The sequence below is a fragment of the Citrobacter cronae genome (assembly GCF_016893685.1).
Taxonomy (GTDB): Bacteria; Pseudomonadota; Gammaproteobacteria; order Enterobacterales; family Enterobacteriaceae; genus Citrobacter; species Citrobacter werkmanii.
The window spans coordinates 3923084-3935032 of sequence record NZ_CP069763.1; the positions used below are offsets into that span (position 1 = coordinate 3923084).

12 protein-coding genes and 1 pseudogene are annotated in these 11949 nt (G+C 48.8%); 9 read left to right on the plus strand and 4 right to left on the minus strand.

Translation table 11 applies throughout. The features are described from left to right. The first annotated feature begins 3 nt into the window (after window positions 1–3). From trpCF to trpA, 3 genes are read left to right on the plus strand one after another with little or no spacing between them, the layout of a single operon-like run. The gene (gene trpCF / locus JSN25_RS17035; RefSeq protein ID WP_204525736.1) at window positions 4–1362 is read left to right on the plus strand and encodes a bifunctional indole-3-glycerol-phosphate synthase TrpC/phosphoribosylanthranilate isomerase TrpF; all 1359 of its coding nucleotides are present in this window, start codon (window positions 4–6) and stop codon (window positions 1360–1362) included. A gap of 10 nt (window positions 1363–1372) precedes the next feature. Continuing rightward, complete coding sequence (gene trpB / locus JSN25_RS17040) at window positions 1373–2566, plus strand: tryptophan synthase subunit beta (RefSeq protein ID WP_038640982.1); 1194 nt, start codon at window positions 1373–1375, stop codon at window positions 2564–2566. Continuing rightward, on the plus strand, window positions 2566–3372 hold the full coding sequence (gene trpA, locus JSN25_RS17045; protein ID WP_085048095.1) for a tryptophan synthase subunit alpha: 807 nt from the start codon (window positions 2566–2568) through the stop codon (window positions 3370–3372). The genes trpB and trpA overlap by 1 nt, the downstream gene beginning before the upstream one ends. 32 nt (window positions 3373–3404) lie before the next feature. Here trpA and JSN25_RS17050 read toward each other — a convergent pair whose 3' ends face one another. Both JSN25_RS17050 and JSN25_RS17055 read right to left on the minus strand, forming a co-directional pair. Continuing rightward, window positions 3405–4877 carry a GGDEF domain-containing protein gene (locus tag JSN25_RS17050; protein ID WP_085048094.1) on the minus strand — a complete coding sequence of 491 codons (1473 nt, stop codon included), beginning with the start codon at window positions 4875–4877 and terminating at the stop codon, window positions 3405–3407. A 184-nt stretch (window positions 4878–5061) separates the two neighbouring features. Next, the gene (locus JSN25_RS17055) at window positions 5062–5334 is read right to left on the minus strand and encodes a hypothetical protein (protein ID WP_204525170.1); all 273 of its coding nucleotides are present in this window, start codon (window positions 5332–5334) and stop codon (window positions 5062–5064) included. Window positions 5335–5983: 649 nt separating this feature from the next. Here JSN25_RS17055 and JSN25_RS17060 point away from each other — a divergent pair. After that, window positions 5984–7618, plus strand: coding sequence for a phosphoethanolamine transferase (locus JSN25_RS17060; RefSeq protein WP_325168714.1), 1635 nt, complete (start codon window positions 5984–5986; stop codon window positions 7616–7618). Window positions 7619–7683: 65 nt separating this feature from the next. Here the strand turns inward: JSN25_RS17060 and ompW are convergent, their stop codons facing one another. Beyond that, on the minus strand, window positions 7684–8322 hold the full coding sequence (gene ompW, locus JSN25_RS17065; RefSeq protein ID WP_204525171.1) for an outer membrane protein OmpW: 639 nt from the start codon (window positions 8320–8322) through the stop codon (window positions 7684–7686). A gap of 283 nt (window positions 8323–8605) precedes the next feature. Here ompW and JSN25_RS22130 point away from each other — a divergent pair. The 4 genes and pseudogenes from JSN25_RS22130 to yciA all read left to right on the plus strand — a co-directional run. Further along, window positions 8606–8692 (plus strand): annotated as a pseudogene (locus JSN25_RS22130) (YkgJ family cysteine cluster protein); the annotation flags it as partial. 28 nt (window positions 8693–8720) lie between these two features. Further along, window positions 8721–9464 carry a YciC family protein gene (locus JSN25_RS17070; RefSeq protein ID WP_085048092.1) on the plus strand — a complete coding sequence of 248 codons (744 nt, stop codon included), beginning with the start codon at window positions 8721–8723 and terminating at the stop codon, window positions 9462–9464. Window positions 9465–9517: 53 nt separating this feature from the next. Continuing rightward, a complete protein-coding gene (locus JSN25_RS17075; protein WP_069324644.1) occupies window positions 9518–10057 on the plus strand; it encodes a septation protein A in 540 nt (179 codons plus the stop codon). A 164-nt stretch (window positions 10058–10221) separates the two neighbouring features. Further along, window positions 10222–10623 carry an acyl-CoA thioester hydrolase YciA gene (gene yciA, locus JSN25_RS17080; protein ID WP_038640996.1) on the plus strand — a complete coding sequence of 134 codons (402 nt, stop codon included), beginning with the start codon at window positions 10222–10224 and terminating at the stop codon, window positions 10621–10623. Window positions 10624–10710: 87 nt separating this feature from the next. Here yciA and tonB read toward each other — a convergent pair whose 3' ends face one another. Continuing rightward, the gene (gene tonB, locus JSN25_RS17085; protein ID WP_038643203.1) at window positions 10711–11427 is read right to left on the minus strand and encodes a TonB system transport protein TonB; all 717 of its coding nucleotides are present in this window, start codon (window positions 11425–11427) and stop codon (window positions 10711–10713) included. A gap of 224 nt (window positions 11428–11651) precedes the next feature. On the opposite strand from tonB, the gene JSN25_RS17090 reads away from it, so the two are divergent. Continuing rightward, window positions 11652–11948 (plus strand): YciI family protein, encoded by a 297-nt coding sequence (locus tag JSN25_RS17090; protein ID WP_006684292.1) that lies wholly within the window; start codon window positions 11652–11654, stop codon window positions 11946–11948. Window position 11949 lies beyond the last annotated feature (1 nt).

Below are 11949 nucleotides of genomic sequence, written 5' to 3' on the forward strand. Positions count from 1 at the left end.
ATGATGCAAACCGTTTTAGCGAAAATTGTCGCTGACAAGGCGATTTGGGTAGAAGCCCGTAAACAGCAACAACCGCTGGCCAGTTTTCAGAATGACGTACAACCCAGCGCTCGTGATTTCTACGATGCGCTGCAAGGCGCACGTACCGCCTTTATTCTGGAGTGCAAAAAAGCCTCGCCATCGAAAGGTGTGATCCGTGATGACTTCGACCCGGCACAGATTGCGGACGTGTATAAACATTATGCATCAGCGATTTCCGTACTGACCGATGAAAAATATTTCCAGGGCAGCTTTGATTTCCTGCCCATCGTCAGCCGTATCGCGTCGCAACCCATCCTGTGTAAGGACTTTATTATCGATTCTTACCAGATATACCTGGCGCGTTTCTACCAGGCGGACGCCTGCCTGCTGATGCTGTCAGTACTGGACGATGAGCAATATCGTCAACTCTCCGCCGTGGCCCATAGCCTGAAAATGGGTGTTCTGACCGAGGTCAGCAACGAAGAAGAACTGGAACGCGCGATTGCGCTTGGCGCGAAAGTCGTCGGTATTAACAACCGCGATTTACGTGACCTGTCGATTGATCTGAATCGCACCCGCCAACTGGCGCCACGTCTGGGCCATGGCGCAACCGTCATCAGCGAGTCCGGTATTAATACCTACGGCCAGGTACGCGAACTCAGCCACTTCGCCAACGGTTTTCTGATTGGCTCTGCGCTGATGTCGCATGATGACCTGCACGCCGCTGTGCGTCGGGTTCTGCTTGGCGAGAACAAAGTCTGCGGTTTGACCCGGGCTCAGGATGCAAACGCGGCATATGAAGCGGGCGCCATATATGGCGGGTTGATTTTTGTGCCCTCATCTCCGCGCGTAGTTAGCGTTGAGCAGGCGCGGGAAGTGATGAGCGGCGCGCCATTACAGTATGTCGGCGTGTTCCGCAACACCGAGATTACCGAGGTGCGCGATAAAGCGTTGGCCCTGGGACTGACTGCGGTGCAACTGCATGGGAGCGAAGATCAGACCTATGTTGACGCGCTGCGCGATGCGCTGCCCAAACAGGTGCAAATCTGGAAAGCGCTGAGTGTTGGCGAAACGTTGCCGGCCCGGGATTATCAGCATGTCGATAAATACGTGTTCGACAACGGCCAGGGTGGTAGCGGTCAACGCTTCGACTGGTCGCTTTTAGGCGGGCAATCGCTGGAAAACGTTTTACTGGCTGGCGGACTTGGCGCTGATAACTGTGTCAATGCGGCAAAAACCGGCTGTGCCGGGCTCGATTTTAATTCTGGCGTAGAGTCACAGCCGGGCATCAAAGATGCACGACTTCTGGCTTCGGTCTTTCAGACGCTGCGCGCATATTAAGGAAAAGGACATGACAACATTACTCAATCCGTACTTTGGTGAATTTGGCGGTATGTATGTGCCACAAATTCTGATGCCTGCTCTGCGTCAACTGGAAGAAGCTTTCGTCAGCGCGCAAAAAGATCCTGAGTTTCAGGCGCAGTTTACCGATCTGCTGAAAAACTATGCTGGTCGTCCAACCGCGCTGACAAAATGCCAGAACATTACTCACGGGACCAACACCACGCTGTATCTTAAGCGTGAAGATTTACTGCACGGCGGCGCGCACAAAACTAACCAGGTGTTGGGTCAGGCGTTACTGGCGAAGCGTATGGGGAAAACGGAAATCATCGCCGAAACCGGCGCAGGTCAGCACGGCGTCGCATCGGCGCTAGCCAGTGCGCTGCTGGGTCTGAAGTGCCGTATTTATATGGGTGCGAAAGACGTTGAGCGTCAGTCGCCTAACGTTTTCCGTATGCGTCTGATGGGGGCAGAAGTCATTCCTGTTCATAGCGGTTCTGCAACGCTGAAGGATGCCTGTAACGAAGCCCTGCGCGACTGGTCTGGCAGCTACGATACCGCGCACTATATGCTCGGGACGGCGGCAGGACCGCATCCCTTCCCGACCATTGTACGTGAATTCCAGCGCATGATCGGCGAAGAAACAAAAGCGCAGATCCTGGAAAAAGAAGGTCGTTTGCCGGACGCTGTTATCGCCTGCGTGGGCGGTGGTTCTAACGCCATTGGTATGTTTGCCGATTTTATTAATGAAACCAGCGTCGGTCTGATTGGCGTAGAGCCAGGCGGTCACGGGATCGAATCCGGTGAACACGGCGCACCGTTAAAACACGGTCGTGTCGGGATTTACTTTGGCATGAAATCCCCGATGATGCAGACCGAAGAAGGACAGATTGAAGAGTCTTACTCTATTTCCGCAGGTCTGGATTTCCCGTCTGTCGGGCCGCAGCATGCATACCTGAACAGCATCGGTCGCGCCGATTATGTTTCAATCACCGACGATGAAGCGCTGGAAGCCTTCAAAACGCTGTGTTTACATGAGGGGATTATCCCGGCGCTGGAGTCCTCCCATGCCCTGGCGCACGCCCTGAAAATGATGCGTGAAAATCCGGAAAAAGAGCAGTTACTGGTGGTAAATCTCTCCGGTCGCGGCGACAAAGACATTTTCACCGTACACGATATTCTGAAAGCGCGAGGGGAAATCTGATGGAACGTTACGAAAATCTTTTTGCACAGTTGAAGGACCGCAAAGAAGGTGCTTTTGTCCCCTTCGTAACCCTGGGCGATCCGTCGGTTGAGCAGTCACTGAAAATCATTGATACGCTGATTGAAGCCGGTGCCGATGCGCTTGAGCTAGGCATTCCATTCTCCGATCCGCTGGCGGACGGTCCGACCATACAGGAAGCCACACTGCGGGCATTCGCCGCGGGCGTGACACCGTCACAATGCTTTGAGATGCTGGCATTGATTCGTCAGAAACACCCTACCATTCCAATTGGTCTGCTGATGTATGCCAACCTGGTGTTCAGCAAGGGTATTGACGAATTCTACGCTCAGTGCGAGAAAGTCGGTGTGGATTCTGTTTTGGTGGCAGATGTGCCTGTTGAGGAGTCTGGACCATTCAGAACTGCGGCACTCCGCCACAACATTGCACCTATTTTCATCTGCCCCCCTAACGCTGATGAAGAACTGCTCCGCCAGATTGCCTCTTACGGTCGTGGCTATACCTATCTGCTTTCACGTGCTGGCGTGACCGGTGCTGAAAATCGTGCGGCGTTACCGCTCCATCATCTGGTTGAAAAACTGAAAGAATACGGTGCTCCTCCGTCATTACAGGGATTTGGTATCTCTGCGCCTGACCAGGTCACCGGCGCGATTGAAGCCGGTGCTGCCGGGGCAATTTCCGGCTCAGCGATTGTGAAAATCATTGAGAAGAATGTTGCCGCACCTGAGCAAATGCTGGCTGAGCTGAAAGCCTTTGTCAGCGCGATGAAAGCGGCCACGCCTTACTAAGCCAAATCAACCGCCAGAGACTTCTGGCGGTTTTACCCTTCTTTGGTGTTCTTCATTTTGTACATGGCGTTATCCGCATTCTGAATTGCCACATCCAGCTCGCCGTTCACTTCCGCAATCCCCCACGACACTGACAATGGCACGGTATGACCGTCCACCACAAACACATGGCTGGTCACCTGCCCGCTAATGCGTTGCGCAATTGCCTTAGCGTCACTTGCCTGCGAGCGAAACAGCAGGATCATAAACTCATCCCCGCCGGTACGAATCACAATATCGTGGCTGGTTCGGGTGTTAGACAGCATTCGGTTAGCGATAATTTGCAGCGCCCGGTCACCTGCCGCATGGCCCCAGGTATCATTGACAGCCTTGAACTTATTGCAATCCAGTAACACCACCGAGCAGTGCGATAAATCACGACGCTTGATGATGTCGAGAATTCGGCGGTTAAAACAACCGGTCAGCGTGTCGATATAAACCTTGAGGTCGCTTTCATTCAGCCAGGATTTTAGTGAGAAACTGATGATGACGAAGAAGAACGGCGCCAGCAGGATCACAATTCCGGCATGCGAATCACGCACCATAAAACGGCCTAATGACAGCGAATAGTGCAGCGCATATTTCTCCGAAAAGTTGCGCACCATATAGCGGGACTGGCCTGTACATCTACCGGATAAACAAAGGCTCTCATTGTTGGTCAAATTCACCAACTCCACATTCAGCTCAGGTGGAAGGTGGTAGTCAAAGGCTTGAGCCAACGCTTCCTGCAATTCCGGCTTTGAATGGTCATAGACCAGATAGGCCACGATTTGGTCTGATATCTCTTTACCCGACAGATCGTAGATATAGCTCACCACGCTGTAAGCTTTTTCACCGGTAATTTTATCGGTATAGAAGTTCGTTGAACTAAGGGCTTTGTTTTTGACGTTTTTTTGCAACAGTCGGGTATAGAAATCGACAGGTGGATAGAAAAAGTTGGTGATATCCCGCGCCATTTCAGAATTGGAGAAGCTGAAATTGCGCGAATCGGAAGCCATAAACCAGTAAAAATAATCTGAGTTTTTGGCGATAATGTAACGATGCGCATCGAAGCTCCCCGGGTTTAGCTCATTGACCATCCCGCGAATAAACTCCGCCGCCGTATACATACACAACGCATTATGACTGGTTCGCTGGGCAATAATTGTCCCCGTCGCCGAATGCAGCCGCTTTGGGTCGGCGTTAATGCCCCATTCATCTTCATTGCGGGGAACAAATTGTGAAATTTCGCCACATTGCTCGCCCGTTTTGATATGGTGATAGCGCTCGCCAATCGCGTCGGCGATCAACTCGTTATCGTTAAAAATGTCCATCATGCGCGCTTGCAGGCGATTAACACCTTCACTGGCTGCCGCTATCCGCTGCTCATAGATAATAAACAGAAATAACGAAGTAAATATCAACGTAATGAGCCCTGATACCAGCAATGCCTGCCTGTTTCTGAGCTTATCCTGCACAATCTTCACGAGTCCACCCTGCTAGTTAACATATTGCCAAACCGGTTACCCGTTTATGTTGTTGCATAACTGCGCTGTACGTTGATTGAGAATATTTACCGCCCCTTCGCTGATGAGTAAAAGCTCGCCGTTGCGCGCCCTGAAGTTACCGATTTATACAACAAAAGCACATATTTGTTAACATAAATGCAAACTAAGAATCGCCTTCAATGGGATACCCTGCCCGACGGATAGCCTCACGGCAGTCGTTTACACCGGCGGCGTACCCCGCTTCAATCTCACAAACCGGGCTGGCGCTGCAATAAGGCAGTTTAACCGGAGTGGCCATAAGTTTCTCCAGAATCTCCATTTTATCCATGTAATTCAGCAGCTCACGAGCCACGCTTACGGCAAACTCGGCCGTATCATCGCCGGTGAACGGTTCCAGAAGCGTGATTTTTTGTTGGAGTTGATGGCGGGTTAGCATCGTCAATACCCTCAAAGCCAGTTTGCTTAAAGAGTAGCATTACATCGAAGAAGAGAAATACGCCACTGACGATTCAGGGGGCAAATCTTAATCACAGCCTTCACAGTTATGGCTGAAACCGGGCACGGTATCCTCGTATTTTTACAGAACATATTCATAGGTAGCGAATAGCTCTGCCCATCCCACATTCGATCTGAGATGTTGCCGTTGTTTGCAATGTTTAAGAGATGAGCAGCGAAACGCTGAACGCATCAATATCATAAAGTTTTAGTAATGATTTACATAGATATCATATTAAATGTGAATATTACATTGGCTCATCAAGACTAAAATCATTATAGTGTCAGAGTAATAGCGTTATTTTTGCAAAGCCATAACAATTTCACTTAGGTCATGTTATTAACGTGTGAATTAGTTGTTTATAAATGCAGGATGCCCCAAGACTATTTGCACTTAACTCAAATTCACCTTTTAAAAATATTCAGAAAGCCAAAGGGATCAAACCACAGGATAACGACTAAATAGCATTGAATAAAACGACATAACGGCGATCACACCTGAGACAGGTCTGTGAGGTTGCTACATGTAACTTATTCACCCTCAATAATTGCATAAGTAAACAATAAAAGCACATAAGAAGAAAATTCTTATGTTTAAAACATATTTTGTTTGTCAGGATATCTGGGTCCATAAATTAAAAATCATGTCTATCCAATTTAACCTTCAAATGGTCAGAAGTGGTTTACGCCCACTTAAAATTATTCCGCTAATTATTTCCGTGTTAATTATTGCCAGTGTTAATATATTAACTGCAAAATATAACACTGTGATTAATCGGACACTTGTGTTTTTCATGATCATGCTTTCACTACGATGCCTACAGTATGTCTTTTTCAGAAATATTCTGGCTGCTTTAATTTTAATACCCGTCGCAGCTGATATCACTCTTCAATTGCATGCCTGGAATAATTACAACTCAGAATTTAGTTATGGATTTGCGTTAAGTGTTTTAAATACAACTCCCAGTGAAGCAATAGCGATGCTGAGATTATATTGGCGCGACTGTGTTACGTTCTTTATACTTGTAATGTTTTTTATTTACTCTATAAACACTGGCGCGAGACCTGTACCCTATCGATTTCGTCACTACCCAATAGTTATTTTGGGCTTGATAATTTTCTTTTTGTTTTCGCAAGCTTATCTCCACCAGATCAGGAAAAGTAATGTTGAAAGTCTGGTGCAACGAGTCATCCGCTCTACTCCAGTAAGTACCGGAAAAGAGTTTATGCAGGCTATGCAAGATAACGCCATAATTTCTGATATCGGTACAAACATTCCCAATTATAAGATAACAGTAACTGATACCGGGATCGAAAACTATATACTGATCGTCGGGGAATCTGCGCGTGCGTTAAATATGGGGATATATGGATACACAAGGGATACCACCCCTGAACTTATCAAACAAAAGCAGCAACTTTTACTGTTTAATAACGCGATTGCGCCTGCACCGGTAACAATCATGGCCGTCCCCCTGGCACTTACTGCTGACTCAGTGCAAGCCCGTCACCCGCGTAATTACAGCGATAATATTATTAATATCACCAACCAGGCTGGCTATGATACATACTGGTACAGTCGCCAGGGAAATGGAGGGGCGCATAACAATATAATTACCGGGATTGCCATGAATGCACATCAGCATGAATGGATAGAATATGGCTATGATGAGGCGTTGTTACCGTTATTACATAAGGCATTGCAGAAGCCAGGTAAGAAACTTATTGTCCTGCATTTATATGGCAGTCATGAACCTTCCTGTCAACGTTTTCCAGAAAGTCATACTGTCTTATTTGGCCAGAGTAAAGCTGACGATTGTTATGATAACTCAATTCGCTATACTGATGAACTGATGGGTAATATATTCAATGCACTGGAAAACACTCGCTCATCAGTAATGTATTTTTCCGATCATGCGCTGATCCGTGATCCTGCTCGCTCGGTGGTTTATTCTCATGGTGGTGTTAGACCGCCTAAAGAGGCATTACAAATCCCGATGTATATTTGGTACAGCCATTTAGTCGATGAGAAAACAAAGTTCACTGGAGATTATAATACGCCGTGGTCTGCCGATGATCTTAACTCTCTTGCAGAATTGTGGCTTGGCATCCATCGTCAGGGCAACGCGAAAAAGTCTATGAAATCCTGGTTAATAAACTACCAAAAGGAGATTTTCATCATGGACACAACGGGTAAAAAATACCATTGGAATGATGTTCGTTAATGCTGAAGAGTTGGCAAAACTGGTCATCAAATGACCAGTTTTGCAGAAGGGCTTTGCAGAAGAGCTTAAAAACGATAACCCGCAGAGAACATAAACACCCACGGTTCGAGACGCACGCTGTCTCGCTGCTGGACGCCACCCATTTTATAACTTGCGGTGGTGTCGATATCCATGTACCAGACCGACATGTTAATCAGCCAGTCGCGGTTAATCAGATAGTCCATACCGACTTGCCCTGCCGCACCCCAGGAATCTTTCAGGCTCAGGTCCGATAAGCCAGTTTTTTTGCCGTTATCGTTAAAACTTTCGTCGAAGAAGGTGGTGTAGTTCACACCAACACCAACGTAAGGACGCAGTTTGCTGCTGGAATCACCGAAGTACCACTGTGCCATTAATGTCGGCGGTAAATGGTGAACAGTGGCAATATCGCCCGTCGCGGCAGTCCCAATTTTGTGACGGAACGGCGTGGCTGCCAGTAATTCAACACCGATATTGTCGGTTGCCATGTAGGTGAATGTCAGACCCAACTGGGTGTTATTACTGACATCAAAGCCACCTAAGCTTCCCAGCGTCCCCCCCGCGCCTTCCGTCGGCCTGACGGTAGCAGAACCCGCACGAATGAAGAATTCTCCAGCCTCATGCGCAAATGCGTTACCAGAGAGAAGAGTTGTTAAAGCCACTGCTGCAACTGTTAATTTTTTCATGTCCGCTCCATCGTTATGGTTATAAAAGCGGAACAAATATACCCACATTGGAGTAATAAGTGATCTTACCTGGATCACATTGACTTTGATAATTTAACATTTATTGATCCAGATTAAGTTAGAACTTGCATTCAAAATCCTGGTTAAATTAATTCAGATCAATTTTGATATATTTTCGCCATGCAAGTATCCGATACCTGCTGATGGCAAGCGTTGCTTATTTGCCCATGATGCGCAGAGAACAATCAGCGTTCTTGCATAACGCTGAAGTGATAGCCAAAAATTACCGGAGCTTTACAAAGATATGCCTTTCCATACATCGCGCGATGCTGCCACTGTAGAGTTATCCAGGGTACAATTGCCCGCAAATGAACACCTGCAAAACTCAAGGAGAGTGCATGTCTATCACGGCGAAATCCGTTTACCGTGACACGGGAAACTTTTTCCGTAATCAATTCATTACCATCTTGCTGGTATCGTTGTTGTGCGCGTTTATCACAGTGGTGTTAGGGCATGCCTTTTCTCCCAGTGACGCACAAATTGCGCAGCTCAGTGAAGGGGATCAGTTAACCAGTAGCGTGGGTCTGTTCGATCTGGTACAAAATATGAGCCCGGAGCAACAGCAAATTCTGCTACGCGCTTCCGCGGCGTCGACATTTTCAGGCCTGATTGGTAATGCCATCCTCGCGGGAGGTATCATCCTGATGATTCAGCTGATTTCAGCAGGTCATCGGGTCAGCGCGTTACGCGCCATCGGCGCCAGTGCGCCAGTGTTGCCCAAGCTGTTTATTCTGATTTTTCTGACTACTCTGCTGGTGCAAATCGGTATTATGCTGGTGGTCGTACCCGGTATTCTGCTGGCTATCCTGTTAGCTCTCGCACCGGTGATGTTGGTACAGGATAAAATGGGTGTCTTTGCCGCAATGCGCAACAGTATGCGTCTGACATGGTCTAATATGCGACTGGTCGCGCCGGCAGTGATCGGTTGGCTGCTGGCTAAAACGCTGCTGTTGCTTTTTGCGCCAAGTTTTGCGGTACTTACGCCGAACGTAGGCGCGGTATTGGCGAATACGCTGAGCAATATGATCTCCGCCGTGTTGCTGATCTATTTGTTCCGCCTGTACATGCTGATTCGCCAATAAACCCTGAACGCATACCGGGCGCAGGCCTGGTGCTTTTGATGACGGAATGAAGAATGAAGCAGTTTCTTGATTTTTTACCGCTGGTTGTCTTTTTTGCCTTTTATAAGCTTTACGACATCTACGCGGCGACCTCGGCACTGATTGTCGCGACGGCTGTGGTTTTGATTTACAGCTGGGTTCGCTACCGCAAGGTCGAGAAGATGGCGTTAATCACCTTTGTTCTGGTTGCCGTGTTCGGTGGCCTGACTATCTTCTTCCACAACGATGAATTCATTAAGTGGAAAGTTACGGTGATTTACGGACTGTTTGCCGGTGCGCTGCTGGTTAGCCAGTGGGTGATGAAAAAGCCACTGATTCAGCGCATGTTAGGCAAAGAGCTGACCCTGCCGCAGCAGGTCTGGTCGAAGCTTAATTTAGCCTGGGCCGTCTTTTTCATTCTCTGTGGCCTGGCGAATATCTATATCGCTTTTTGGCTGCCGCAGAATATTTGGGTCAACTTTAAAGTATTCGGCCTGACAGCCCTGACCTTATTCTTTACGCTGCTGAGCGGTGTCTATATTTACCGCCATCTGCCGCAGGAAGATAAATCGTAATACATGCCCGCCAGATCTACCGATCTGGCGAATTTTTATCCCCTCAGGTTCCTCATTACCGCTAACCCGGCTTACTTCCACTTCACACGCCGCATCCCTCTGTTCTCAACGCGCAAATTCTAGTAGCATCGCGCCTGTAATCTTTCTCTATAGTCGGTTCAACAATGACAACAACGAATAATACTCCCCAGGGTGAACTGGTTTTACGCACTCTGGCTATGCCTGCCGATACCAATGCGAACGGTGATATTTTTGGCGGCTGGCTGATGTCACAAATGGATATAGGTGGCGCTATTCAGGCCAAAGAGATCGCACATGGTCGTGTGGTAACGGTGCGCGTTGAAGGAATGAGCTTTTTACGCCCGGTTGCCGTAGGCGATGTGGTTTGTTGCTATGCGCGCTGCGTGAAGCGCGGGACGACCTCGATCAGCATTAATATTGAAGTCTGGGTGAAGAAAGTTGCTTCAGAACCTATCGGCCAGCGCTACAAAGCCACCGAAGCCCTGTTTATCTATGTTGCCGTTGATAAAGACGGTAAGCCACGTCCGATCCCTACCCTGGGCTGATAAGTCACGATAGCATCGCCCTCCGGCAATCACTCAGTTCATTGCTTATTGCCGGATGGCGGCGAACCGCCAAATCCGGCCTGCGCCTTATTCAATCTGCGTTGCGCCGTTCAGACGGAACACGATATTCACTACCAGTCCGGACCCCGGTTTCCCGGCCTCATAGCGCCATCTGCGCATCGCATTTTTCACTTCACGCTCAAACATATTCGCCGGCTGCGCGGACAGAATTTCCACGTTTTCAACACGGCCATCCGGCGTCACATCAAATTTAACTTTAACACGACCTTCTATGCGTAGCGCTTGCGCTCGCGCAGGATACTGCGGCTGATTACGGCTTAAAGCGCGAGGACCTGCTGGCGCACTTACCGCTGCTTTACTGGTTGCCGGCGCAGTACTGGTCGTTGGACGCGCAGGCGCCGTATTTTCAAATGGGGATGCCGGGCGCGGCTCTGCGGGTTTAGCATCACGTTTGGGCTGCTCTACCACTTTTTTCACCGGTTTTGGCTTCGGTTTAGGCTTGGGCTTCGGTTTCTCAATCACTACCGGCGCCTCTTTTGGCGGCTCCGGGATTGGCTCTGGTTCCGGTTCTGGCTCGACTACGGGTTCCGGCGGCGGCTGAACGGCCTGGGGCGGTTCGAGATCGGCAGGCGCGACCATGGTAACGGAGATCGGCTGCGCTGGCGCAGGCAGTTCAATAACCTGATGTACCGAGGTATACAATAGACCCGCCACTACAGCACCATGGATGCCGACGGAAAGTAACGTTGGCCAGGGAAAGCGACGAGGTAAATCAAGGGTCATTGAAGTCATAATCGTTTCAGTTAAAAAACCAGGCCCTGATTTTAAATGCAAATAGCAATCATATTCAATAAGACCTGGGCAGTAAGCCGCATTTAAAACACGATTTTATGTAAAAAAACCTTCATCACAATGTGGTCTTAACAAATCCGTTATCTTTACGTTGCAGTTGGCATGCCTTTCCAATAACGTAATTAACGACTTTTACCGATTAAGGAGCTCTACCCGTGCTGTACGTTATTTATGCTCAAGATATCGCAGACTCTCTCGACAAACGCCTTTCCGTGCGCCCTGCTCATCTGGCCCGTCTGCAACTCCTGCATGACGAAGGACGACTGCTCACGGCAGGACCGATGCCAGCAGTTGACAGTAACGATCCGGGTGTCGCGGGGTTTACCGGCTCGACGGTAATTGCAGAATTTGAATCTTTAGAAGCAGCGCAGGCGTGGGCAGAAGCCGACCCCTATGTCGCAGCAGGCGTTTACGCGCAGGTTTCAGTAAAACCGTACAAGAAAGTATTTTAAG

Coding starts and splice junctions, on each gene's coding strand:
- trpCF (WP_204525736.1), top strand. CDS start 4: ATGCAAACCGTTTTAGCGAAAATTGTCGCTGACAAGGCGATTTGGGTA.
- trpB (WP_038640982.1), top strand. CDS start 1,373: ATGACAACATTACTCAATCCGTACTTTGGTGAATTTGGCGGTATGTAT.
- trpA (WP_085048095.1), top strand. CDS start 2,566: ATGGAACGTTACGAAAATCTTTTTGCACAGTTGAAGGACCGCAAAGAA.
- JSN25_RS17055 (WP_204525170.1), bottom strand. CDS start 5,334: ATGCTAACCCGCCATCAACTCCAACAAAAAATCACGCTTCTGGAACCG.
- JSN25_RS17060 (WP_325168714.1), top strand. CDS start 5,984: ATGTTTAAAACATATTTTGTTTGTCAGGATATCTGGGTCCATAAATTA.
- ompW (WP_204525171.1), bottom strand. CDS start 8,322: ATGAAAAAATTAACAGTTGCAGCAGTGGCTTTAACAACTCTTCTCTCT.
- JSN25_RS17070 (WP_085048092.1), top strand. CDS start 8,721: ATGTCTATCACGGCGAAATCCGTTTACCGTGACACGGGAAACTTTTTC.
- JSN25_RS17075 (WP_069324644.1), top strand. CDS start 9,518: ATGAAGCAGTTTCTTGATTTTTTACCGCTGGTTGTCTTTTTTGCCTTT.
- yciA (WP_038640996.1), top strand. CDS start 10,222: ATGACAACAACGAATAATACTCCCCAGGGTGAACTGGTTTTACGCACT.
- tonB (WP_038643203.1), bottom strand. CDS start 11,427: ATGACCCTTGATTTACCTCGTCGCTTTCCCTGGCCAACGTTACTTTCC.